The sequence below is a fragment of the Noviherbaspirillum humi genome (assembly GCF_900188095.1).
Classification (GTDB): Bacteria; Pseudomonadota; Gammaproteobacteria; order Burkholderiales; family Burkholderiaceae_D; genus Noviherbaspirillum; species Noviherbaspirillum humi.
The window spans coordinates 133838-155382 of the sequence record NZ_FZOT01000012.1; the positions used below are offsets into that span (position 1 = coordinate 133838).

A 21545-nucleotide genomic window follows, 5' to 3' on the forward strand; every position below is an offset into this window, starting at 1 on the left:
CCCGCCTCCTCAGGACGCAGCCGGCCGCGCCGGCACCTTCCGGCCCTTCGGCTGCGTCACCTTCCAGTACACCCGCAGCAGCAGCAGCACGCCAATGATGGATCCCAGCAGGATGGGCTGGGCAAAGTCGTTCTTCCCGGCCTTCATCCACCAAAAATGCAGAATGCCGAGCCCGGCGATCAGATAAACCAGCCGGTGCAGCGCCTGCCAGCGCTTGCCGCCCAAACGTCGCAGCATGCCGTTGGTGCTGGTTGCCGCCAGCGGAATCAGCAGCACGAAGGCCGTGAAGCCGACGGTGATGAAGGGGCGCTTGAGCACATCCTTCCACATTTCCGCCAGGTCGAAGAAATGGTCGAACCAGAGGAAGGTCATGAAATGCAGCGTCGCGTAGAAGAAGGCAAACAGGCCGATCATGCGGCGCAGCCTGAGCACCCAATTCCATCCGCTGAGCCGCCGCAGCGGCGTCACCGCCAGCGTGATGGCGATGAAGTACAAGGTCCAGTCGCCGGTGCTGCGGGTGATGAATTCGATCGGGTTGGCGCCGAGGCGGTCGGTGAAGCCGAACAACACCAGCCGGCCAAGGGGAATCAGGGCAGCAATGAAAACGATTACCTTGAACAGCTGCAGCTGGCGCGCGGTCGGATTGAACATGCGGGATCACTCCTGGTGGAGCGCGCCGGCGCATTCGCCGGCGCGGGACGACGGCAGGATGGAAAACGTCAGAAGAACTTTTTCAGGTCCATGCCTGTGTACAGCGAAGCGACATCGCTGTAGCCGTTGAACATGAGCGTCTTGCGCTTGCGAGCGAGAAAACCGTCTTCGCCGATGCGGCGCTCCGTCGCCTGCGACCAGCGCGGATGGTCCACGTCCGGATTGACGTTGGAATAGAAGCCATACTCCTGCGGCGCCGAGACGTTCCAGGCGGTCTTGGGCTGCTCGCGGGTGAAGCGGATCTTGACGATGGACTTGGCGGACTTGAAGCCGTACTTCCATGGCACGACGATGCGCACCGGCGCGCCGTTCTGATTGGGCAGCACCTCGCCGTACATGCCGACTGCCAGCAGCGTGAGCGGATGGTTGGCTTCATCCATGCGCAAGCCTTCGACGTAAGGCCATTCCAGCACCGGGCTGCCCAGTCCCGGCATCTGCTTCTTGTCGGCCAGGGTGGTGAATTCCACGAACTTGGCATTGCCGGTCGGCTCCGCTTTCTTGATGATTTCGGCAAAGGAGTAGCCGGTCCAGGGAATCACCATGGACCACCCCTCCACGCAGCGCAGCCGGTAGATGCGCTCTTCCAGCGGCGCCAGCTTGAGCAGCGCATCCAGGTCCAGCGTCATCGGCTTCTTTACTTCGCCTTCGATGGCAATGGTCCAGGGACGCGGCTTGAGCGTGCCGGCGTGGTGCGCCGGGTCCGCCTTGTCGGTGCCGAACTCGTAGAAATTGTTGTAGGTGGTGGCGTCCTTGAAGGCAGTGGGCTTGTCCATCACCACATAGGCGCTGTTCTGCTTGGCAGCGAGCTTCTGCGCACCGGGGGTCTGCGCGAAGGCTTCGCGCAAGGCCATCTCGGCCAGCGCCCCGCCGGCGATGGGGCCGAGCGCGAGCTGCTTGATGAAGTCGCGGCGCGATTCGAAAATCTCGCGCGGCGTGATCTCAGAGGAGAACGGGAGATCGATCCCGTTAGGTTGGCGCTTGATCAACATGTCTGCTCCCATCCCTTCATGAATGAAGTTGGCGATGCAATATCCAGACCGGCAGGTGCCGGGCCTGGCTGGCCAACAAGCTTACCGCTTCCAGCACGAGCATGCGCCAGACTGCCTCGGCATTACAGCTGGCCGTAAGAATGCAGGCCCGAAAGAAACATGTTGACGCCGAGGAAGGCGAATGTCGTCACCACCAGGCCGACCAGCGCCCACCAGGCCGCCATCTGTCCGCGCAGGCCCTTCATCAGCCGCATGTGCAGCCAGGCGGCGTAGTTGAGCCAGACGATCAGCGCCCAGGTCTCCTTCGGATCCCAGGACCAGTAACCGCCCCAGGCTTCGGCCGCCCACAGGGCCCCGAGGATGGTGGCGATGGTGAAAAAGGCGAAGCCGACCGCGATCGCCTTGTACATCACGTCGTCCAGGACTTCCAGCGACGGCAGGCGATCGGCCAGCATGCCCTTGGACTTGAGGAGGTAAGCCACGGCCACCATGGCGGCCAGCGCGAAGGTGCCGTAGCCGATGAAGTTGGCCGGCACGTGGATTTTCATCCACCAGCTCTGCAACGCCGGCACCAGCGGCTGGATCTCCGATGCCTCGCGGCTGATGGTGTACCAGAGCAGGAAGCCGACCGCGGCGGAAATCACCAGCAGCACGAAGGGGCCGAGCTGGCGGGTTTCATAGCGCTGTTCGTAGTACAGGTAGAACAGCGCGGTGATCATGCAGAACAGAATGAAGACTTCGTACAGGTTGGAGATGGGGATGTGGCCGATGTCGGCGCCGACGAGGTAGGACTCGTACCAGCGCACCAGCATGCCGGTGAAGCCGAGCACCACTGCCGACCAGCACAGGCGGCTGCCGATGGCGCTGCCGAATCCGGAGCGCGTGGCCAGCCCGCCCCAGTAGAACAGAGTGGAGAGGAAGAACAGCGTGCTCATCCACAGAATGGCCGACTGGCTCGACAGCAGGTACTTCAGGAAGAATTTCTGGTTGGCCGCCTCGAGGCTGCCGCCGTACAGGGAAATCGTGAACAGGGCGAGGGCCGCCAGCAGCGCCATCAGCGGCCGCACCGGCTTCCAAGTCCAGCCGAGCCAGGCGAAGGTCGGCGCCGACAACAGCAGTACGCCCTTCTCGTAAGCATCCATGTATTCGCCGAAGCGGTTCAAGGCGAACAGCGCGCCGGCGAACAGCGCGGCGGCATACAGCCAGTCGATGATGCCGAGCCGGCGGAAGAAGCCCGGCGGGGCGGTATAGGCAGAGGTCTGGGTCAGTTCCATGGCTTTCTCCGTACCGGCATCACGACTGGGCCGGCGCTGTGTTCACTGCTGCTTGCGGCGATTGCGGCGATTGCGGCGATTGCGCCGCGGTCTGGGTCAGGCGCGCCTTCAGCGCTTCGAACTCCTTCTCGAAGTCGAGCGTCTTGCGCTGGGCGCTCATGGCCATCAGCGCGCGGGTGCCGCCCTGTTCCGGCTTGAGCCAGATCCAGAGCCGGCGTTCGCGGATGTAGAACATGGCGAAAACGCCAAGCGTCAGCAGCAAGCATCCGAGGTATACCACATTCTTTCCGGGCGAGCGGGTTACCTGGAGAACAGAAGCTTTGACTTCGGTAAATTCCTTCAGTTGCAGGTAGACCGGCGAACCATAGAAGAAGGCGTCCGAGTAGGCGTTGGCGGCCAGCTGCAGGAAGCGGCCATGCTTGTCGTCGGCGGCAATCGGCGGCAAACCTTCCTTCTCGCGCGCCGCCTGCCACAGTTCCCACAGGGTGCCGTTCAGGATTTTCATGAAGATGTCGGCCGCCTTTTCCTGTTCCTCGGTTGGCAATTTTTCCAGGAAGCGCGAAACCGCCAGGTAGCCAGCCTGCTGCTCGTTGCCGGCGAAAATGCCGAGGCCGCGCGACGCCGATTGCTGCAATTGGGCGCGCAGCTTCTCCGCATCCTCGCGGTTGCCCGGCATGGCGCGGTCGGCGTAGCGCCGGGCCGCCTTTTCCCGCAGGTCGGCATTCTGCAGGGCGGCGCGCAAGCGCATCCACTCATCCACCGAGTCCTGGTCGTCGGCTGGAATGCGCAAGTAGCGGAACGGCTCTGCCGGCGAGGTGCGTACGCCGGTCAGGAACACCCACGCGCCTTCCACCTGCACCGGCTGCATGTAGTTGTGATACTCCCGCGCCTGGCCGGTCTTGTCGCGCAGCTTGTATTGCACGCTCGGACCGACGTTCTTCAAGTCCTTGCTGTTGGCATTCTTCGCCGCCGAGCCGAGCTGCTTGTCGAGGCCGGCGCCGAAGCGTTCGTTGAAGCTTTTGCCAGCATTCACCGCCCGCACGTCCTGGCCGGCCTGCGCCATGTTTTCGACGTTGAAGGGACGGAAGCCCGACCACTCCACCGTGTACTCCTTGCCGCTGCCCAGCGCCGTTGATTCGCCAACCTCGCCTCTGATGGAGAAGGTGGCGTGGCTGCCTCCGCTCATCGGATAGCCGGTCAGGGTGAGCTTGCTGCCGCCATCCTCGAAGCTCGACTGGTACACCGCCACGCCCTTGTGGATGAGCGGTTCGTTGACCTTGATGGTGGCGGGAAAGGTCTTGCCGGTGTCGTTGTCGCGGATCACCACTTCGCTGGCGAAAAGCTTCGGCATGCCGGTGGAGTAATGTTCGATGACGAAGCGCTTGAGCTGAATGCTGAACGGCAGTTCCTGGATCAGCACGCCGTTCTTCTGCGGGATGACGGCGGTACTGCTGGTGGCGCCTTCGGGGATCAGGGTGTTGGCGCGGAAAGTGGGATTGCCGAGGCCGAGGCGATGCTGGGGACCGATGTCGGCGATCAGGCCGTTGCCGGCAAACGGCGTCTTGCCATACATCCATTGCTGGAAGCGGATCGGCAGGTCGGAATCCAGCAAGCCGCCGATGCAGATGATGACGATGGCGCTATGGGCGAAGATGTAGCCCCACTTGTTGGCCGCGCCCTGCTTGGCGCTGATCAGGGTTGCCTCATTGCGCGCCAGGACTTTCACCTTGTAGCCGCTGGCGGCAACCACATTGGCCAACTGCTGGGTCAGGGTTGCAGGCGCGGCACCCGTGTTCCATTCGGCGCGATGATGAAAGTTGCGCAGCGACTGCTCGCGCACGTTCTCACGCCAGCTGCGCATGTCCTTCAGCATTTTCGGCGCATTGCGCACGATGCAGAGCGAGGTCGACACCACCAGGAAGGCCATGATCAGCAGGAACCACCAGGCCGAGTACACGGCGTACAGGCCGAGCTTGTCGAAGACGTCGAACCAGAACGGGCCGAACTGGTTGACGTAGTTCGGCATCGGCTCGTTCTGCTTGAGCACGGTGCCGATGATGGAAGCGATGGCGATCAGCGTCAGCAGGCTGATCGCAAAGCGCATGGAGGAAAGCAGCTCGACCGCGTCGGCCAGCCAGCGCCGGCGCGTTTGCAGTTGGACGCCTGATGTGCTCGTGTTCATGATGTCTTCAAAAAGCAAAGGGGGCGGCATCCGCCACCCCCTTCCATTGTTTTCTCGCTATGTCTTGTTATCGCAGGCCGGCGATGTAATCCGACACGGCCGCGATTTCATCATCCGACAGGCGCTTGGCGATGGTGTTCATCTGCGCGCTGTTCTTGCGGGCGCCGGTGCGGAAGCTGGTCAGCTGGGCAACGGTGTATTCCTGGTGCTGGCCGCCGAGCCGGGCAAACTGGGCCGGGATGCCGGCGCCCGCAGGTCCGTGGCAGCCGGCGCAGGCCGGCACGTTCTTCTCGGCAATGCCGGCGCGATAAATCTTTTTGCCCAGGTCGATCGTATCCTTGTTCTTCGCCGCGCCCGGCTTCTGAACCTGGCGGTCGAGATAGGCGGCGATGTTCTTCATGTCTTCTTCAGTGAGCGCCTTGGAGATGGGCGTCATCACCGGATTGTTGCGGTTGGGCGTGCGGAAGTCCGACAGCTGCTTGGCCACGTACTCGGCATGCTGAGCGGCCAGCTTGGGATTCTGGACGATAGTGGAATTGCCGGCGGCGCCATGGCAGGCCACGCAGGCCGGGATGTTGCGGGCATTGTCGCCGTTCGCATAGAGGGTCTCGCCCTTGGCCGCATCCACCTTCGGCGCTGCCTTTTCTTCTGCTGCATGAGCGATGGAAGATACCGCCAGCATCGCAACGAACATGGACTTCACAAACGGTATAAACGCACGATTCATTCAAACCCCTGGGACATGATATTAAAATTCTGGTTACCGACCCGGCTCGTGCTGCGTCTCCATCATCCCTGCGGCATCGCCGCATGATCGAAACCGCAGCTAGGCTTTTGCTTCTGTCTGGCGGCGTATCATAAGAACCCCTTATTGTACAATAGCTTCCCGGCATTTTGCCCATCCGCCTCATTTTCCCGCTCAACATGTCCCTTCTCTGGCAAGCCCGCTTTTTCACCACCGTGAACCACCTCCGGGATTTGCCCAAACTCCAGGTTCCCGAGATCGCCTTCGCCGGCCGTTCCAACGCCGGCAAGTCGACCGCCCTCAACATCCTCTGCAACCAGAAGCGGCTGGCCTTCGCCTCCAAGACGCCAGGCCGCACCCAGCACATCAACTTCTTTTCCATCGGCGGCGCCCACGTCGGCCAGCACCGCCACGATGAGACCCGCCTGGACGAAGTGCGCGCCCTGCTGGTCGACCTTCCTGGCTATGGCTATGCGGAAGTCCCCGGCGCAGCCAAGGAGCACTGGAACGCGCTGCTCGGCAACTACATCCAGCGCCGCGAGCAGCTGGCCGCGCTGGTGCTGATCATGGACGCGCGCCGGCCCTTCACCGATCTCGATCTGCAGATGCTGGAGTGGTTTGCCATAACCGGCAAGCCGGTGCATTGCCTTCTGACCAAGGCCGACAAGCTGAACCGCAATGACTCCACCAATGCGCTGCGCCAGGCGCGCACCGTGCTGCAAAGCTATGTGGATGAGACCGGCAAGCCCTTCCCGTACACGGCGCAGCTGTTTTCGGCGATCAAGCGCACTGGAATCGAGGAAGCGGATGAACGTTTGCTGTCCTTGCTGGGTCTGGACAAGACCGCTGAGTGAAGCACTGCTTCGTTCGCACTGCTGCTTTTGAAAGGTCAAAAAAAACCCTGGAGAAAGGGGAAGATCTCCAGGGTAATAACGCCTTATCGCTAATGCTACGATACGGCCCCGCTCAGGGAGGAGAAGCGGGAGGTGAGTGATCACCTGCCTATCTGACGAAAGGCTGAAATAAAAGTTTCATGTTTGCTCTCGTTTTTTATGTTTTCTGAGCCGCATTCGGCTCATTTCACGAATCCAACCTATGTCCCGTCCAACTGTCCCTGCCCAATTCCCCGCCATCCGCATGCGCCGCATGCGCAAGGATGCGTTCTCCCGCGCCATGATGCGGGAAAACGTGATCACCGCCGCCGACCTGATCTATCCCGTCTTCATTCAGGAAGGCAAGGATCAGCGCGAGAAGGTGGCGTCCATGCCGGGCGTGGAGCGTCTGTCGGTCGACCTGCTGCTTGGCGTGGCGGAAGAATGCGTGGAGCTCGGCATCCCGGTGATGGCGCTCTTCCCGGTGATCAACCCCAGCCTGAAGACGCCGGATGGCATCGAAGCCACCAATCCGGAAGGCCTGGTGCCGCGCGCCGTGCGCGAACTGAAGGCGCGCTTCCCTGAACTCGGCATCCTGACCGACGTCGCGCTCGATCCCTACACCAGCCACGGCCAGGACGGCGTGCTCGACGGCGACGGTTATGTCCTCAACGACGAAACCACGAGCCTGCTGGTGCGGCAGGCGCTGGTGCAGGCCGATGCCGGCGTCGACATCGTCGCCCCGTCCGACATGATGGATGGCCGCATCGGCGCGGTGCGCGCCGCGCTGGAATCCCGGCATCACATCCATACCCGCATCATGGCCTACTCCGCCAAATACGCTTCCGCTTTCTACGGCCCGTTCCGCGACGCGGTCGGCTCCGCGGCCAACCTGGGCAAGGGCAGCAAGGCCACTTACCAGATGGACCCGGCCAACAGCGACGAGGCGCTGCGCGAAGTGGCGCTCGACATCGCCGAGGGCGCCGACATGGTGATGGTCAAGCCGGGCATGCCCTACCTCGACATCGTGCGCCGGGTGAAGGACGAGTTCCGCATGCCGACCTTTGCCTATCAGGTCAGCGGCGAATACGCGATGATCAAAGCCGCCGCGAAAAACGGCTGGCTGGACCATGACAAAGCCATGATGGAAGCCATGCTGGCCTTCAAGCGCGCCGGCGCCGACGGCGTACTGACGTATTTTGCGCGCGACATCGCGCGCCGGCTGAAGACCGCCTGAATCGGTCGTACTGCTTCCGAAATAAAAAAAGCGCCCGCATGACGGGCGCTTTGTTCTGGGGCCGGCAGGATTACTTGTTCGGCTGCGGGGTGAGGCGCAGATACGGACGCGGCGCAGTGTAGCCTTTCGGGAATTTCTGCTTGATCACCGCTTCGTCCTGCAGCGACAGCGGAATGATGACGTCATCCCCATTGCGCCAGTTGCCCGGAGTGGCAACGGTGTAGCCATCGGTCAACTGCAATGCGTCGATCACGCGCAGTACTTCGTCGAAATTGCGGCCGGTGCTCATCGGATAGGTGATGATCAGGCGCACTTTCTTCTTCGGATCGATCACGAACAGCGAGCGCACGGTCATGGTCTCCGACTGGTTCGGATGGATCATGTCGTACAGCTCGGCGACCTTCTTGTCGGCATCGGCGATGATCGGGAAACCGACGACGGTCTTCTGGGTTTCCTCAATGTCCTTGATCCACTGCACGTGCTTGTCGGCCGGGTCGACCGACAGGGCGATGGCTTTTACATTGCGCTTGTCGAAGTCGGCTTTCAGCTTGGCGGTCAGGCCGAGCTCGGTGGTGCAGACCGGGGTGAAGTCGGCCGGGTGGGAGAACAGCACCACCCAGGAATCGCCTGCCCATTCATGGAAGCGGATCTTGCCGATGGAAGAGTCCTGTTCGAAATCGGGTGCGGTATCGCCAAGTCGCAGAGTCATAGCAGTCTCCAGAGTTTGTCCAGTGGTAAATATAATTTCCGGCTGCCGGCAGTCCAAGGACAGATAAGTTTGAATCTTATGCAAGATTGCATATATGTCCAGCCGGGCTGCTATTGTAGTCTGCGCAGCGGCGTTTAGCCGCCGATGGCTGCATCGACGCTGCGCAGGAACTTGTCGGCGTCCTGGTAGCCGATGACCCGCCTGCCCTGCGCTTCCTGTCCCTGGCGATCGAAGAAGATGATGCCCGGCGGGCCAAACAGCCTGAAGCGCTTCAGCAGCGCCTTGTCGTCGGCGTCGTTGGCGGTGACGTCCGCTTGCAGCAGCACCATGCCGGCAAAGCGCTGCTGTACGCGTGGATCGGAAAAGGTCAGCTTCTCCATCTCCTTGCAGGACACGCACCAGTCGGCATAGAAGTCCAGCATCACCGGCTTGCCGCCGGCCTGCGCGATGGCCCGATCCAGGTCGGCGCCGGACTTGATGCGCTGAAACGTAACCGCATGCGATGCTGTACCGGTCAGGTGCGCCAGCGGCGCCAGCGCGTCACGGCCGCCGGTGGCAACGCCGACCAGCTGCACCAGCCCGAAAGCGGCGAGCAGCAAACCGATTGCCTTCACCGGCCAGGCTGCTGCCCTGCCCCACAAGAGGTAGGCGCCGAAGCCGATTCCGAGCGCCGCCCAGCCGAACATCGGCAATTGCGGCGGCAGCATCGGCGAAAGAATCCACAGCGCCATGCCGAGCATCAGGATGCCGAACAGATGCTTGACCGACTCCATCCACCTACCTGCGCGCGGCAGCAAGGCGCCGGCCGACAGGCCGACCAGCAGCAGCGGCACGCTCATGCCGGCGGCCAACGAGAAGAGCGCGCTGCCGCCGATGAAGACGTCGCGCGTCTGGCTGATGTAGACCAGGGCGCCGGCCAGCGGCGCGGCGACGCAGGGCCCCACGATCAAGGCGGAAAGCGCTCCCATGGTGAACACGCCGAGCATCCTGCCCCGGGCCTGCCTCTCCGACAACTGGCTGAGCCGGTTCTGGATGGCGGCCGGCATTTGCAGCTGATAGACGCCGAACATCGACAAGGACAGCATCACCATCAACAACGCGAAGGCGCCCAGCATCCAGGGGTTTTGCAGCGCCGCCGAAAGGCCCTCGCCGAGCAGGCCGGCGGCCACGCCGAGCAGCGTGTAGATCAAGGCCATGCCGAGGGAGTACATGGCCGACAGCAGCAGCGCCCGTCGCCGGCTGACGTGGCTGCCCTCCCCGACGATGATGAACGACAGAATAGGCACCATCGGCAGCACACAGGGCGTAAAGGACAGGCCGATGCCGAGCAGCAGGAAAAGCGGCACGATGAGCACCAGGCGACCGCTTTTGAGCGAGGATTCGATGCGGCCCATGTCGGAATCGGGCTGGCTCGCTGCGGCCTGCGTGCCGGCGTTCGACACAGGCGCGGAATCGATGGCGGCGCCCGCGCCGGTGATCGCCGCCAGCAGCCCGCCGCCATTGGGCGAAAGCGTGGCGCTGGTATCGATCGGGGAGTAGCACAAGCCCTTGTCGGCGCACCCCTGGCTGGTAGCGGTCAGGGTGAAGCGTCCGGCGGCCTCGACCGGGATGCGTATGGTGACCCGCTTGCGGTAGGTCTCGACATCCTTCTTGAACGTGTCGTCGTACTTGACCTTGGCCGGCGGAAAATCCGGCGGTCCGAGCGTCGCGCCCTCGGCCTTGAAGGCGAAGCGCTCCTTGTACATGTAGTAGCCGTCGGCGATGTCGTAGCTGACTTCCGCCGTCTTCGGATCGGCCATGCGGGCGGAAAACTTGAACGCCTTTTCCGGTTCCAGGAAGTCTTCATCGGCGCCTGCATGCAGCGGCCAGCCCCATACGGCGAAAAGCAGTGCCAGCAGTCCGGCGCGCAGCAACCGCGACAGGAAGGCGAAGTCATGCATGCCGGCTTCCTCGGGTTTCGTCGGCTACCCACGCCAGATAGGCCGGCAAGCCGGCACTGACCGGGATGGCGACGACTTCGGGCACGTCGTAAGGATGCTGCTGCCGTATCGCGGTTTCGAGTGCGTCGTAGCCGGTGGCGGGCGTCTTGATCAGCAGCGTAACCTCGGCAGCTTCTTCGACGGCACCCTGCCAGCGGTATAGGGATCGCACGCCCGGCAGGATATTGACGCAGGCGGCGAGGCGCTGTTCGACGATATGCCGAGCCAGCGCTTGGGCGCTGGCCCCGTCGGGTAGGTTGGTCAGGACGATCAGGATTTCGCTCATGGTCGCGTCTTGGTCATTTGAGCAGGCGCCGGCGCGTCAATATCGTGGCGACATAGAAGCCGCCAACGCAGTAGGCCGCCAGCACCAGCAGATTGGCCAGCGGCGCAGTTGGCCAGCCGCCCAGAATCAAGGGGCGGATCAGGCTTACGGCGGCGCTCAGCGGCAACAGGCTGGCGAGCGACTGCAGCCAGCCTGGCAACTGGCTCGCCGGGTAATACACGCCGGACAGGAAGATCATCGGCGTCAGCACCAGGGTGAAGTAATAGGTAAAGAAATCGTAGCCCTTCGCCAGCGCATTCACAACCAAGCCGAGAGAGGCGAAGGTCATTCCAATCAGAAACAACAGCGGCAGCACGACGAGCGATTGCGGATGCAGGCCTATCCCGAGCAGGAAGATGACGCCGAGGATGGCGGTGCCCGAAAACAGCGACTTGGTGCCGGCCCATAACATCTCGGCGAGTATCACATCGTCCAGCGCCAGCGGCGCATTCAGCAAGGCTTCCCAGGTCTTCTGCACATGCATTCGCGAGAAGGCGGAGTACAGGGCTTCGAAGGAGGCAGCCATCATCACTGACATGCAGATCGAGCCGGAGGCAAGGAATTGTATGTACGGCACACCATCGATGGTCTTGAGCAGGCTGCCGAGGCCATAACCGAAAGCCACCAGCGTGATCAGCGGATCGGCAATATTGCCCAGCACGCTGGCGACGGCGAGCTTGCGCCACACCAGGAAATTGCGGCGCCAGATCGGCAGGAAGCGAAGCGAAAATTGCGGCAGGTTGTAATGGGAGCGGCGGGTCTCAGTCACGCATTTCCCTTCCAGTGAGTTTGAGGAACAGGTCTTCCAGATTGGCCGGCCGGTGCAGGTAGCGCACCCCGGCAGCGTGCTGCAGGCTTTCCAGCAGCGGCTTGGCATCGTTGGTATAGCAAAACACCGTCTCGCCACTGATTTCCACCCGGGCCGCAAGCTCCTTTCCCTGGGCATGCCAGGCGAGTGCATTCTCGCCATAGACTTCGACGACCTCTGATTCGATATGCTGGCGGATGAGTTCCCGGGGCGGGCCTTCGGCGATCAGGCGGCCATGATCGATCACGGCGAGGCGGTCGCAGAGACGCTCGGCTTCATCCATGAAATGGGTGGTCAGCAGAATGGTCTTGCCCTGGTTGAGCAGCGTCTTCAGCCGTTCCCAGATCAGATGCCGCGCCTGCGGATCGAGCCCCGTGGTGGGTTCGTCCATGAAGATCAGATCGGGGTCGTTCACCAGTGCCCGCGCCAGGGTCAGACGCCGCTTCATGCCCCCCGACAGCTCGCCGATGTTGGCGTCGCGCTTGCTGGTCAGGCTGGCAAATTCCAGCAGCTTGGGAATGCGCTCTTCGATCACCTTCTCACCGATGCCGAAGTAGCGGCCGAATACCCGGAGGTTTTCTGCCACGGTGAAATCGGGATCGAGATTATCTCCCTGCGGCACCACGCCCACACGCACCCTCGCCTGCCGGGCCCGCGCCGGGATGGGTTCGCCCACCAGGGAAATGCTGCCGCCATCGGGTTCAGTCAGGCCGAGGCAGAGCCGCAGCGTGGTGGTTTTACCGGCGCCGTTCGGTCCGAGCAAACCATAGCACTCGCCCGGCCGCAATTGGAATGTCAGACCGTCGACCACGATGAAACGCTGATCGCCATCGCCGTAGAATTTTTGCAGCTGATTGACTGCCAGGATGCTGTCGTCGCGCATGTCCGCTATCAGAGTTCGCTTCAGTCCGACATCTTGCCACAGACGCCGCGCACGCACGCTGCGCCAGAAAAGCAAAAAGCCAGGCGATCAGCCTGGCTTTACATTGACGCGGTGACTTTATTACTCAGCGGTCGGGACGTCAGCTTCGGCGCTGACTTCCGGACGATCGACCAGCTCGACGAAGGCCATCGGTGCGTTGTCGCCCTGACGGAAACCCATCTTCAGGATGCGCAGGTAGCCGCCGTTGCGGTTGGCGTAGCGGGGACCGAGTTCGGAGAAGAGCTTGAGCACGATCTCGCGGTCGCGCAGACGGGAGAAAGCCAGACGCTTGTTCGCCAGGGAGTCGGTCTTGCCGAGCGTCAGGATCGGCTCGACGACGCGGCGCAGTTCCTTTGCCTTCGGCAGGGTGGTCTTGATTGCCTCGTGGCGCAGCAGCGATACGGACATGTTGCGCAGCATGGCGAGACGGTGGGAAGAAGTACGGTTCAGCTTGCGAAGGCCGTGACGGTGACGCATGGTGTTTTCCTTTCGGGTTTAGTTTGAATCCAGCTCTTCTATCGGCTTCCAGGGAGGCCGCGGGCCGGTAAATATCGATGACAAAAAAGCAGGCACAGCCCGTGTTTCTCGGCTGCGCCGGCATTGTAGTCGCAATGGACCGGTTTGGACAGCAATTAGTTCGCCATCCATGCCGGCCGAGTGCGGCTCAATTACTTCTCGAGACCGGCGGGCGGCCAGTTCTCCAGCTTCATGCCCAGGGTGAGACCACGGGAAGCGAGGACTTCCTTGATCTCGTTGAGCGACTTGCGGCCGAGGTTCGGGGTCTTCAGCAGTTCGTTCTCGCTGCGCTGGATCAGATCGCCGATGTAGTAGATATTCTCGGCCTTGAGGCAGTTCGCCGAACGGACGGTGAGCTCCAGGTCATCAACCGGACGCAGCAGGATCGGGTCGACCGACGGCGCACGGGACGGCGCTTCAGCAGCGGCTTCGGTGCCTTCCAGGGCGGCGAACACATTCAGCTGATCGACCAGTACGCGAGCCGATTGGCGGATCGCTTCTTCCGGCGAAACGACGCCGTTGGTCTCGATGTTCATCACCAGCTTGTCGAGGTCGGTGCGCTGCTCCACGCGAGCCGATTCGACGGCGTAGGAGACGCGGCGAACCGGCGAGAAGGAAGCGTCGAGGATGATGCGGCCGATCGTTTTGTTTGCATCTTCCGACAGGCGGCGCACGTTGCCCGGTACATAGCCGCGGCCCTTCTCGACCTTGATCTGCATGTCCAGCTTGCCGCCGGCGGTCAGATGGGCAATGACATGATCCGGATTGATCAGCTCGACATCGTGCGGCAGGTCGATGTCCGACGCCAGAACCGCGCCTTCGCCTTCCTTCTTCAGGTTTAGGGTGACCTCGTCGCGGTTGTGCAGCTTGAAGACGACGCCCTTCAGGTTCAGCAGCATGTCGACAACGTCTTCCTGAACACCGTCCAGTGAAGAGTACTCATGCACCACGCCCGCGATGGTGACTTCGGTCGGCGCATAGCCCACCATGGAAGACAGCAGAACGCGACGCAGGGCGTTGCCCAGGGTGTGGCCGTAGCCACGCTCGAACGGCTCCATGACCACCTTCGCGTGGCCGGCGCCGAGCGCCTCGACTTCAATGATACGGGGCTTCAACAAGCTGTTTTGCATGAAATGTCCTTTTCAATACCCTCGGCTCGTTACACCGATAAGGCTGATGGCATTACGAAAAAAGCCCTCCCGAAGGAGGGCGGATACCTTACTGCGGATTAGCGCGAATACAGTTCGACGATCAGCGATTCATTGACATCGTTGGCGATCTCGGAGCGGTCCGGCATGGACTTGTAGGTGCCTTCCATTTTCTTGGCATCCACGGCAACCCAGGAGGGCATGCCGCCCTGCTCGGCGAGGGACAATGCCTCGACGATACGGGCCTGCTTCTTGGCTTTTTCACGCACGGCGACCACGTCGCCCGCCTTAACCTGGTAGGAAGCGATGTTCACGACCTGGCCGTTGACGGTGATGGCCTTGTGGCTGACCAGCTGACGTGCCTCGGCGCGGGTGGAGCCGAAGCCCATGCGGTAAGCAACGTTGTCCAGACGGGACTCGAGCAGCTTCAGCAGGTTTTCGCCGGTGTTGCCCTTGCGGCGGTCGGCTTCGGCGAAATAGCGGCGGAACTGGCGCTCCAGGATGCCGTACATGCGCTTGACCTTCTGCTTCTCGCGGAGCTGGTTGCCGTAGTCGGAGGTACGGGCGCCGGAGGTGCGGCCATGCTGGCCGGGCTTGGAATCCAGTTTGCACTTGGAATCCAGCGAGCGGCGGGCGCTCTTGAGGAACAGGTCCGTGCCTTCGCGACGGGAAAGTTTTGCTTTGGGTCCGATATAACGTGCCACGTTGATTTCCTTTGATGATATGACGCCCCAGAACGATCTTTCAGAATCGACAGGCGCTAGTCCGGTCGCGTTGCGAACCGAACGGTGGTCTTACGAACAAAACCCGCCAAAGCTGCTGGCGGGTCGCAAACTGCATTATAGAACAGCCGCGAATTAGATGCGGCGGCGCTTCGGCGGACGGCAGCCGTTGTGCGGAACCGGCGTGACGTCCTGGATCTGGGTGATCTTGATGCCAAGGCCGTTCAGGGCGCGAACCGCAGATTCGCGGCCCGGGCCCGGGCCCTTGATGCGAACTTCGAGGTTCTTCACGCCATATTCCATTGCCACTTTGCCTGCAGCTTCGGCTGCGACCTGAGCGGCGAACGGGGTGGACTTGCGCGATCCCTTGAAGCCGGCACCACCCGAAGTCGCCCACGACAGAGCGTTGCCCTGACGGTCGGTGATGGTGATGATGGTGTTGTTGAACGAAGCGTGGATGTGAGCCACACCTTTCGCGACGTTCTTCTTGACTTTCTTGCGCACGCGGGCGGCCGCTGCGTTGTTGGGGCTTTTTGCCATTACGTTTCCTTAAATCGGTGACTTGTTGGCCGATCGGCTTATTTCTTCAGCGACTGAGCAGCCTTGCGCGGGCCCTTGCGGGTACGTGCATTGGTGCGGGTACGCTGGCCGCGGACCGGCAAGCCCTTGCGATGGCGCAGGCCGCGGTAGCAGCCGAGGTCCATCAGACGCTTGATGTTCATCGACAGTTCGCGGCGCAGGTCGCCTTCGACGACGAACTTGCCGATTTCATCGCGCAGCTTCTCGAGCTCGTTGTCGTCCAGATCCTTGACCTTCTTGTTGGTCGCAACGCCGGTGGTGGCGCAGATCTGTTCAGCGCGCGGACGGCCAATACCGTAGATGGCGGTCAGGCCGATAACGGTGTGCTGGTGGTTGGGGATGTTGACCCCTGCAATACGTGCCATTCGTTATTTCCTTGATCGGTAATCTGATATTAACCTTGGCGCTGCTTGTGACGCGGCTCGGTGCAGATGACGCGAACGACGCCTTTGCGCTTGATAACTTTGCAGTTGCGGCAGATCCGCTTTACGGATGCGAGCACTTTCATTTTTGCCCTCTTTCTTCCAGTTCTAGTTTGCTTTTACTTGGTGCGGAACACGATGCGTGCCCTGCTCAAATCGTACGGTGTCAGCTCTACGGTGACCTTGTCCCCGGGAAGGATGCGGATGTAGTTCATCCGCATCTTACCGGAAATGTGTCCCAGGACCACATGTCCGTTTTCCAGCTTCACCCGGAATGTTGCGTTCGGCAGATTCTCCAGAATCTCACCCTGCATCTGAATAACGTCGTCTTTTGCCATGCGTTCGCTCGTTCTCCTTCGCCTTATCGCGTCGGAAGTCCGCCTTTGAAGTTCGCCTTGCGCAACAAGGACTCGTATTGTTGAGACATCACGTAGTTTTGTACCTGGGCCATGAAGTCCATGGTAACCACTACGATAATCAGCAACGACGTGCCACCGAAGTAGAACGGCACCTTCCAGCGCGCAATCAGAAATTCAGGCAACAGGCACACCAATGTGATGTACACCGCGCCAGCCAGAGTCAAACGCATCAGAATGCGGTCGATGTAGCGTGCAGTCTGCTCGCCCGGACGGATGCCTGGAACGAAAGCGCCGCTCTTCTTCAAGTTGTCTGCCGTTTCACGGCTGTTGAATACCAGTGCCGTGTAAAAGAAACAGAAGAAGACGATCGCAACTGCATAGAGCAGCGCATGAATCGGCTCGCCTGGCGCCAGCGACGCAGCCAGGTCCTTCAGGAAACGCACGAAGGGATTCGTGGTGTCGCCCGAGGTGAACCAGCTGGTGATCGTTGCCGGAAACAGGATGATCGACGAAGCGAAGATCGGAGGGATGACGCCCGCCATATTCAGCTTCAGCGGCAAATGACTGCTTTGGCCGCCGTAGATCTTGTTGCCGACTTGACGCTTGGCGTAGTTCACCAGAATCTTGCGTTGACCACGCTCGATGAACACCACCAGGAACGTGACCACAGCGACGATCGCACAAATCAGAATCGCCGACAGCGCACTCATTGCACCGGTGCGAACCAGTTCGAACAAGCCGCCGAGGGCATTCGGCAGTCCCGCCGCGATACCCGCGAAGATGATGATGGAGATACCGTTGCCCAGACCTCGCTCGGTGATTTGCTCACCCAGCCACATCAGGAACATGGTGCCCGTCACCAGCGTCACGATGGTCGTGAAGCGGAACGCCAGACCCGGATCGATGACCAGACCCGCCTGCGATTCGAGAGCGACTGCAATACCCAACGCCTGGAACGTCGCAAGCACCAGTGTCCCGTAACGGGTGTACTGGGTAATCTTACGCCGCCCGGCTTCGCCTTCCTTCTTCAGCGCTTCCAGCTGCGGCGAAACGATCGACAGCAACTGCATGATGATCGAGGCCGAGATGTACGGCATGATGCCGAGCGCGAAAATGGTAAAGCGCGACAAGGCGCCACCGGAAAACATGTTGAACATCCCCAGAATGCCGCCCTGGTTCTGCTTGAACAGTTCGGACAACTGAGTCGGATCAATGCCCGGCACCGGAATGTGGGCACCAACGCGGTACACCACCAGGGCAGCCAGCAGGAACCACAGGCGCCCCCATGGAAAACCGCTTGCTGCACTCTTCGCGAGTTGGGGAGAGGTCGCCAATTAACGCTCCAAGCTCGAAAACTGCTTATGCAAGCGTGCCGCCTGCTGCTTCAATCGCTTCCTTCGCGCCCTTGGTGGCAATCAGGCCCTTCAGGTTGACCTTTTTGGTCAACTCGCCGGACTTGATGACACGCACGACACGAGCAAGCTCATGAACCAGGCCAGCTTGCTTCAGTGCCAGCAGGTCGATGTCCTCGACCGGCAGCGATGCCAGGTCGGACAGACGCACTTCCGCTTTGTACGGAGTGGCCAGCGACTTGAAGCCACGCTTCGGCAGACGGCGCTGCAGAGGCATCTGACCGCCTTCGAAGCCAACCTTGTGGAAACCGCCGGAACGGGATTTCTGTCCCTTGTGACCACGGCCGGCGGTCTTGCCCAGACCGGAGCCGATACCACGGCCAACGCGACGCTTGGCGTGCTTGGCGCCAGCTGCGGGTTGAATGTTGTTCAATTCCATGATTTGATTCGCTCCCAGACCGGAGTCTTAGGAGACTACCTTCACGAGATAAGCTACCTTGTTGATCATGCCGCGTACTGCCGGAGTGTCCTGCAGTTCGGACACCGAGTTCACGCGACGCAGGCCGAGACCGCGCACGGTGGCACGGTGGTCCTGACGAGTTCCGATAAGGCCTTTGACCAGCTTGACTTTGATAGTGTTCGCCATAGTTAACCTCAGCCGAGAATTTCTTCAACCGACTTGCCGCGCTTGGCAGCAATCTCGGAAGGCGTGTTCATCTTCGACAAGCCGTCAATGGTCGCGCGGACCATATTGTACGGGTTGGTCGAGCCATTCGACTTCGCCACGACGTTGGTCACGCCCATGACTTCGAAGATCGCGCGCATCGGACCGCCGGCGATGACGCCCGTACCGTCCTTGGCCGGCGAAATCATCACGGAGGAAGCGCCATGCTTGCCGTTCACGGTGTGCTGCAGCGTACCGTTCTTCAGCGTGACCTTGATCATCTTGCGACGAGCTTCTTCCATCGCCTTTTGAACGGCCACCGGCACTTCCTTCGACTTGCCTTTGCCCATGCCGATGCGGCCATCGCCGTCACCAACCACCACGAGAGCCGCGAAGCCCATGATCCGGCCGCCCTTCACCACTTTGGTGACGCGGTTCACGGCGATCATCTTCTCGCGCAAACCGTCGTCGCGCTCTTCGCCTTGCTGCACTTTGCCTTGCATCTTTGCCATGACAGTTTTCCTTAGAACTTCAGACCGGCTTCACGGGCAGCGTCGGCGACTGCCTTGACGCGACCGTGGTAGCGGAAACCGGAACGGTCGAAAGCTACCTGCTCGATACCTGCCTTCAACGCCTTTTCCGCGACACGCTTGCCCACCAGCGCGGCTGCGGCGGTGTTGCCGCCTTTGCCTGACTGGCCAGCCAGTTGCTGACGCACTTCAGCTTCGAGAGTGGAAGCCGAGGCCAGGACCGTGGAATCCGGTCCGATGATGTTTGCGTAAATGTGCAGGTTGGTGCGATGTACCGCCAAGCGGTTCACCTTGAGTTCCGCGATCTTTGCACGGGTTTGGCGTGCACGACGCAGACGCGATTGTTTCTTGTCCATCGTCAACCCCTTTTACTTCTTCTTGGTTTCTTTGAGCGTCACCACCTCGTTCTGGTAACGCACACCCTTGCCCTTGTAAGGCTCGGGTTCGCGGTACGCGCGAACTTCAGCGGCGGTCTGACCGACTTTCTGCTTGTCGATCCCCTTAATCACGATTTCCGTCTGGCTCGGGGTTTCGCACTTGACGCCTTCAGGCATCTGGTGCACCACCGGGTGCGAGAAACCGAGGGACAGGTTGAGCGCGTTGCCTTGGGCCTGGGCACGATAACCCACGCCAACCAGACTCAGACGCTTCTCGAAACCTTTCGTCACGCCCTGAACCATGTTGTTCAGCAGCGCACGCACGGTGCCGGACATCGCATTTGCTTCGCGGCTGTCGTCGGCCGGCGTGAGCTTCAGCGTGCCGTTGTCGTTTTCGACTTTGACTTGACCGGTCAGCGGCAGCGTCAGCGTGCCCAGCGGTCCCTTGACTACGATACGGTCGGCAGAGATCGTGACTTCCACGCCCTGAGCCAACACGATCGGCATTTTACCTACGCGAGACATTGTGCACTCCTTAAGCGACGTAGCAGATAACTTCACCGCCGACGCCGGTTGCACGCGCCTTACGGTCTGTCATGACGCCCTTGGGAGTGGAAACGATAGCCACACCGAGACCGTTCATCACATTGGGGATGTCATCCTTGCCTTTGTAGATGCGCAGGCCGGGACGGGACACGCGCTCGAGGCGCTCGATCACAGGACGGCCAGCGTAGTACTTCAGGCCGATCTTGAGTTCTGCCTTGCCGTCCGCTTCGGAGACGGCGTAGTCTTCAATGTATCCCTCATCCTTCAGCACGGTTGCGATGGCAACCTTGACCTTGGAAGACGGCATCGCGACGGTGGTCTTCTGGACGCCCTGCGCGTTGCGGATACGGGTCAACATGTCGGCGATAGGATCGCTCATACTCATTGCATCTTCTCCTATTACCAGCTTGCTTTGGTCATACCGGGAATCTCGCCACGCATGGCGGTTTCACGGAGTTTGGTACGGGCCAGGCCGAACTTGCGGAAGGTCCCGCGGGGACGTCCGGTCAGGGAGCAGCGATTGCGCTGGCGGGTCGGGTTCGCATTGCGCGGCAGCGCCTGCAGCTTGAGGCGAGCTTCATAGCGCTCTTCCTCTGACTTCGATTGGTCAGCAATCACAGCCTTCAGCTCGGCGCGCTTGCCGGCGTATTTCTTGACCAGGTCCGCACGCTTCTGTTCGCGGTTAATCAGTGCCAGTTTTGCCATGGCATCCTCAGTTTCTGAACGGGAATTTGAATTCGGCGAGGAGAGCTTTCGCTTCTTCGTCGGTCTTCGCGGTGGTGGTGATGCTGATGTTCATGCCACGCAGCGCATCGATCTTGTCGTACTCGATCTCGGGGAAAATGATCTGCTCTTTCACACCGATGTTGTAGTTGCCACGACCGTCGAAGGCACGACCGGACACGCCACGGAAGTCACGCACGCGCGGCAGCGCGACGGTGATCAGGCGATCCAGAAATTCGTACATGCGGGCACCACGCAGAGTCACCATGCAGCCGATCGGGTAGCCTTCGCGGATCTTGAAACCTGCAATAGCTTTGCGGGCCTTGGTCACGACTGGCTTCTGACCGGCGATCTTGGTCATATCGCCGACAGCGTGCTCAATGATCTTCTTGTCGGCCACCGCCTCGGACAGACCCATATTCAGGGTGATCTTGGTGATGCGGGGCACTTGCATCGGCGACTTGTAACCGAACTTCTTGGTCAGCTCACCGACGACCTTGTTTTTGTAGACTTCTTGCAAACGAGCCATGATGTTTAAGCCTTCACAACTTCGCCGTTGGAGCGGAAGATACGGACATTCTTGCCGTCGACGTTTTTCACGCCAACGCGGTCCGCCTTGCCGGTCGCGGCATTGAACAGGGCGACGTTAGACACGTGGATCGGCATTTCCTTGTCGACGATGCCACCGGTAGCGCCGGTCATCGGGTTCGGACGAACCGCCTTCTTGGCGACGTTGACACCTTCCACGATTACGTAATCTGCATCGACACGGGCCTTGACTACGCCACGCTTGCCTTTGTCTTTGCCGGTCAAAACGATAACTTCGTCGTTTTTGCGAATCTTGTTCATGTCGG

General features: G+C 61.0%; 29 protein-coding genes. 2 read left to right on the forward strand and 27 right to left on the reverse strand.

Features of this window, described 5'->3' with window-relative positions:
• Positions 1–9: 9 nt before the first annotated feature.
• The 5 genes from CHB88_RS16630 to CHB88_RS16650 all read right to left on the reverse strand — a co-directional run bounded on the left by CHB88_RS16630 (position 10) and on the right by CHB88_RS16650 (position 5883).
• A complete protein-coding gene (locus CHB88_RS16630; protein ID WP_089400465.1) occupies positions 10–651 on the reverse strand; it encodes a protein-methionine-sulfoxide reductase heme-binding subunit MsrQ in 642 nt (213 codons plus the stop codon).
• A gap of 68 nt (positions 652–719) precedes the next feature.
• Positions 720–1700 carry a protein-methionine-sulfoxide reductase catalytic subunit MsrP gene (gene msrP, locus CHB88_RS16635; RefSeq protein ID WP_089400466.1) on the reverse strand — a complete coding sequence of 327 codons (981 nt, stop codon included), beginning with the start codon at positions 1698–1700 and terminating at the stop codon, positions 720–722.
• 122 nt (positions 1701–1822) lie between these two features.
• A complete protein-coding gene (ccsB, locus tag CHB88_RS16640; protein ID WP_089400467.1) occupies positions 1823–2974 on the reverse strand; it encodes a c-type cytochrome biogenesis protein CcsB in 1152 nt (383 codons plus the stop codon).
• Positions 2975–2993: 19 nt separating this feature from the next.
• Entirely contained in the window at positions 2994–5156 is a 2163-nt protein-coding gene (locus CHB88_RS16645; protein WP_089400468.1) for a cytochrome c biogenesis protein ResB, read from the reverse strand.
• Positions 5157–5223: 67 nt separating this feature from the next.
• Positions 5224–5883 carry a c-type cytochrome gene (locus tag CHB88_RS16650; protein WP_089400469.1) on the reverse strand — a complete coding sequence of 220 codons (660 nt, stop codon included), beginning with the start codon at positions 5881–5883 and terminating at the stop codon, positions 5224–5226.
• A 197-nt stretch (positions 5884–6080) separates the two neighbouring features.
• Here CHB88_RS16650 and yihA point away from each other — a divergent pair, with 197 nt between their 5' ends.
• Positions 6081–6755, forward strand: coding sequence for a ribosome biogenesis GTP-binding protein YihA/YsxC (gene yihA / locus CHB88_RS16655; RefSeq protein ID WP_089400508.1), 675 nt, complete (start codon positions 6081–6083; stop codon positions 6753–6755).
• 241 nt (positions 6756–6996) lie between these two features.
• The gene (hemB, locus tag CHB88_RS16660; RefSeq protein WP_089400470.1) at positions 6997–8010 is read left to right on the forward strand and encodes a porphobilinogen synthase; all 1014 of its coding nucleotides are present in this window, start codon (positions 6997–6999) and stop codon (positions 8008–8010) included.
• Positions 8011–8080: 70 nt separating this feature from the next.
• On the opposite strand, the gene CHB88_RS16665 is transcribed toward hemB, so the two are convergent.
• From CHB88_RS16665 to rplX, 22 genes are all read right to left on the reverse strand, one after another.
• Complete coding sequence (locus tag CHB88_RS16665) at positions 8081–8719, reverse strand: peroxiredoxin (protein ID WP_089400471.1); 639 nt, start codon at positions 8717–8719, stop codon at positions 8081–8083.
• A gap of 134 nt (positions 8720–8853) precedes the next feature.
• Positions 8854–10659 carry a protein-disulfide reductase DsbD gene (gene dsbD, locus CHB88_RS16670; RefSeq protein ID WP_089400472.1) on the reverse strand — a complete coding sequence of 602 codons (1806 nt, stop codon included), beginning with the start codon at positions 10657–10659 and terminating at the stop codon, positions 8854–8856.
• Entirely contained in the window at positions 10652–10984 is a 333-nt protein-coding gene (gene cutA, locus CHB88_RS16675) for a divalent-cation tolerance protein CutA (RefSeq protein ID WP_089400473.1), read from the reverse strand. Before cutA ends, dsbD begins: the two co-directional genes overlap by 8 nt.
• A gap of 13 nt (positions 10985–10997) precedes the next feature.
• Positions 10998–11792: an ABC transporter permease gene (locus CHB88_RS16680; protein WP_089400474.1), complete on the reverse strand. Its 795-nt coding sequence runs from the start codon at positions 11790–11792 to the stop codon at positions 10998–11000.
• Complete coding sequence (locus tag CHB88_RS16685) at positions 11785–12714, reverse strand: ATP-binding cassette domain-containing protein (protein WP_089400475.1); 930 nt, start codon at positions 12712–12714, stop codon at positions 11785–11787. Before CHB88_RS16685 ends, CHB88_RS16680 begins: the two co-directional genes overlap by 8 nt.
• Positions 12715–12834: 120 nt before the next feature.
• Entirely contained in the window at positions 12835–13230 is a 396-nt protein-coding gene (gene rplQ / locus CHB88_RS16690) for a 50S ribosomal protein L17 (RefSeq protein ID WP_089400476.1), read from the reverse strand.
• Positions 13231–13421: 191 nt separating this feature from the next.
• Complete coding sequence (locus CHB88_RS16695) at positions 13422–14399, reverse strand: DNA-directed RNA polymerase subunit alpha (RefSeq protein ID WP_089400477.1); 978 nt, start codon at positions 14397–14399, stop codon at positions 13422–13424.
• 98 nt (positions 14400–14497) lie between these two features.
• Entirely contained in the window at positions 14498–15121 is a 624-nt protein-coding gene (gene rpsD, locus CHB88_RS16700; RefSeq protein ID WP_089400478.1) for a 30S ribosomal protein S4, read from the reverse strand.
• A gap of 153 nt (positions 15122–15274) precedes the next feature.
• Positions 15275–15679, reverse strand: a complete 405-nt coding sequence (rpsK, locus tag CHB88_RS16705) for a 30S ribosomal protein S11 (RefSeq protein ID WP_089400479.1) — start codon at positions 15677–15679, stop codon at positions 15275–15277.
• 38 nt (positions 15680–15717) lie between these two features.
• Positions 15718–16083: a 30S ribosomal protein S13 gene (gene rpsM / locus CHB88_RS16710; protein ID WP_089400480.1), complete on the reverse strand. Its 366-nt coding sequence runs from the start codon at positions 16081–16083 to the stop codon at positions 15718–15720.
• Positions 16084–16112: 29 nt separating this feature from the next.
• Entirely contained in the window at positions 16113–16226 is a 114-nt protein-coding gene (rpmJ, locus tag CHB88_RS16715) for a 50S ribosomal protein L36 (protein ID WP_089400481.1), read from the reverse strand.
• Positions 16227–16259: 33 nt separating this feature from the next.
• A complete protein-coding gene (infA, locus tag CHB88_RS16720) occupies positions 16260–16478 on the reverse strand; it encodes a translation initiation factor IF-1 (RefSeq protein ID WP_005663428.1) in 219 nt (72 codons plus the stop codon).
• Between the two features lie 23 nt (positions 16479–16501).
• Positions 16502–17833 carry a preprotein translocase subunit SecY gene (secY, locus tag CHB88_RS16725; protein ID WP_089400482.1) on the reverse strand — a complete coding sequence of 444 codons (1332 nt, stop codon included), beginning with the start codon at positions 17831–17833 and terminating at the stop codon, positions 16502–16504.
• Between the two features lie 25 nt (positions 17834–17858).
• Complete coding sequence (rplO, locus tag CHB88_RS16730) at positions 17859–18290, reverse strand: 50S ribosomal protein L15 (RefSeq protein WP_089400483.1); 432 nt, start codon at positions 18288–18290, stop codon at positions 17859–17861.
• 27 nt (positions 18291–18317) lie between these two features.
• Complete coding sequence (gene rpmD / locus CHB88_RS16735; protein WP_088710696.1) at positions 18318–18497, reverse strand: 50S ribosomal protein L30; 180 nt, start codon at positions 18495–18497, stop codon at positions 18318–18320.
• Positions 18498–18505: 8 nt separating this feature from the next.
• Positions 18506–19027 carry a 30S ribosomal protein S5 gene (gene rpsE / locus CHB88_RS16740; RefSeq protein ID WP_089400484.1) on the reverse strand — a complete coding sequence of 174 codons (522 nt, stop codon included), beginning with the start codon at positions 19025–19027 and terminating at the stop codon, positions 18506–18508.
• Between the two features lie 11 nt (positions 19028–19038).
• Positions 19039–19401 (reverse strand): 50S ribosomal protein L18, encoded by a 363-nt coding sequence (gene rplR, locus CHB88_RS16745; RefSeq protein ID WP_089400485.1) that lies wholly within the window; start codon positions 19399–19401, stop codon positions 19039–19041.
• Between the two features lie 12 nt (positions 19402–19413).
• Positions 19414–19947, reverse strand: a complete 534-nt coding sequence (gene rplF / locus CHB88_RS16750) for a 50S ribosomal protein L6 (RefSeq protein ID WP_089400486.1) — start codon at positions 19945–19947, stop codon at positions 19414–19416.
• Between the two features lie 10 nt (positions 19948–19957).
• Positions 19958–20353, reverse strand: a complete 396-nt coding sequence (rpsH, locus tag CHB88_RS16755; protein ID WP_089400487.1) for a 30S ribosomal protein S8 — start codon at positions 20351–20353, stop codon at positions 19958–19960.
• Between the two features lie 14 nt (positions 20354–20367).
• The gene (rpsN, locus tag CHB88_RS16760; protein ID WP_089400488.1) at positions 20368–20673 is read right to left on the reverse strand and encodes a 30S ribosomal protein S14; all 306 of its coding nucleotides are present in this window, start codon (positions 20671–20673) and stop codon (positions 20368–20370) included.
• Between the two features lie 7 nt (positions 20674–20680).
• Positions 20681–21220, reverse strand: coding sequence for a 50S ribosomal protein L5 (rplE, locus tag CHB88_RS16765; RefSeq protein WP_089400489.1), 540 nt, complete (start codon positions 21218–21220; stop codon positions 20681–20683).
• A 5-nt stretch (positions 21221–21225) separates the two neighbouring features.
• On the reverse strand, positions 21226–21540 hold the full coding sequence (gene rplX / locus CHB88_RS16770) for a 50S ribosomal protein L24 (protein WP_089400490.1): 315 nt from the start codon (positions 21538–21540) through the stop codon (positions 21226–21228).
• Positions 21541–21545: the final 5 nt, after the last annotated feature.

What these genes read in the sequence shown, in the direction of transcription:
- rpmD (WP_088710696.1), bottom strand. Translation starts at nt 18,497, where the DNA reads ATGGCGAACACTATCAAAGTCAAGCTGGTCAAAGGCCTTATCGGAACT.
- infA (WP_005663428.1), bottom strand. Translation starts at nt 16,478, where the DNA reads ATGGCAAAAGACGACGTTATTCAGATGCAGGGTGAGATTCTGGAGAAT.
- rplX (WP_089400490.1), bottom strand. Translation starts at nt 21,540, where the DNA reads ATGAACAAGATTCGCAAAAACGACGAAGTTATCGTTTTGACCGGCAAA.
- rplF (WP_089400486.1), bottom strand. Translation starts at nt 19,947, where the DNA reads ATGTCTCGCGTAGGTAAAATGCCGATCGTGTTGGCTCAGGGCGTGGAA.
- rplO (WP_089400483.1), bottom strand. Translation starts at nt 18,290, where the DNA reads ATGGAATTGAACAACATTCAACCCGCAGCTGGCGCCAAGCACGCCAAG.
- rplQ (WP_089400476.1), bottom strand. Translation starts at nt 13,230, where the DNA reads ATGCGTCACCGTCACGGCCTTCGCAAGCTGAACCGTACTTCTTCCCAC.
- CHB88_RS16685 (WP_089400475.1), bottom strand. Translation starts at nt 12,714, where the DNA reads ATGCGCGACGACAGCATCCTGGCAGTCAATCAGCTGCAAAAATTCTAC.
- CHB88_RS16695 (WP_089400477.1), bottom strand. Translation starts at nt 14,399, where the DNA reads ATGCAAAACAGCTTGTTGAAGCCCCGTATCATTGAAGTCGAGGCGCTC.
- CHB88_RS16645 (WP_089400468.1), bottom strand. Translation starts at nt 5,156, where the DNA reads ATGAACACGAGCACATCAGGCGTCCAACTGCAAACGCGCCGGCGCTGG.
- hemB (WP_089400470.1), top strand. Translation starts at nt 6,997, where the DNA reads ATGTCCCGTCCAACTGTCCCTGCCCAATTCCCCGCCATCCGCATGCGC.
- msrP (WP_089400466.1), bottom strand. Translation starts at nt 1,700, where the DNA reads ATGTTGATCAAGCGCCAACCTAACGGGATCGATCTCCCGTTCTCCTCT.
- CHB88_RS16630 (WP_089400465.1), bottom strand. Translation starts at nt 651, where the DNA reads ATGTTCAATCCGACCGCGCGCCAGCTGCAGCTGTTCAAGGTAATCGTT.
- rpsK (WP_089400479.1), bottom strand. Translation starts at nt 15,679, where the DNA reads ATGGCAAAAAGCCCCAACAACGCAGCGGCCGCCCGCGTGCGCAAGAAA.
- dsbD (WP_089400472.1), bottom strand. Translation starts at nt 10,659, where the DNA reads ATGCATGACTTCGCCTTCCTGTCGCGGTTGCTGCGCGCCGGACTGCTG.
- yihA (WP_089400508.1), top strand. Translation starts at nt 6,081, where the DNA reads ATGTCCCTTCTCTGGCAAGCCCGCTTTTTCACCACCGTGAACCACCTC.
- rplE (WP_089400489.1), bottom strand. Translation starts at nt 21,220, where the DNA reads ATGGCTCGTTTGCAAGAAGTCTACAAAAACAAGGTCGTCGGTGAGCTG.
- cutA (WP_089400473.1), bottom strand. Translation starts at nt 10,984, where the DNA reads ATGAGCGAAATCCTGATCGTCCTGACCAACCTACCCGACGGGGCCAGC.
- rpsN (WP_089400488.1), bottom strand. Translation starts at nt 20,673, where the DNA reads ATGGCAAAACTGGCACTGATTAACCGCGAACAGAAGCGTGCGGACCTG.
- rplR (WP_089400485.1), bottom strand. Translation starts at nt 19,401, where the DNA reads ATGGACAAGAAACAATCGCGTCTGCGTCGTGCACGCCAAACCCGTGCA.
- CHB88_RS16650 (WP_089400469.1), bottom strand. Translation starts at nt 5,883, where the DNA reads ATGAATCGTGCGTTTATACCGTTTGTGAAGTCCATGTTCGTTGCGATG.
- CHB88_RS16665 (WP_089400471.1), bottom strand. Translation starts at nt 8,719, where the DNA reads ATGACTCTGCGACTTGGCGATACCGCACCCGATTTCGAACAGGACTCT.
- rpsH (WP_089400487.1), bottom strand. Translation starts at nt 20,353, where the DNA reads ATGAGTATGAGCGATCCTATCGCCGACATGTTGACCCGTATCCGCAAC.
- rpsM (WP_089400480.1), bottom strand. Translation starts at nt 16,083, where the DNA reads ATGGCACGTATTGCAGGGGTCAACATCCCCAACCACCAGCACACCGTT.
- ccsB (WP_089400467.1), bottom strand. Translation starts at nt 2,974, where the DNA reads ATGGAACTGACCCAGACCTCTGCCTATACCGCCCCGCCGGGCTTCTTC.
- rpmJ (WP_089400481.1), bottom strand. Translation starts at nt 16,226, where the DNA reads ATGAAAGTGCTCGCATCCGTAAAGCGGATCTGCCGCAACTGCAAAGTT.
- rpsE (WP_089400484.1), bottom strand. Translation starts at nt 19,027, where the DNA reads ATGGCAAAGATGCAAGGCAAAGTGCAGCAAGGCGAAGAGCGCGACGAC.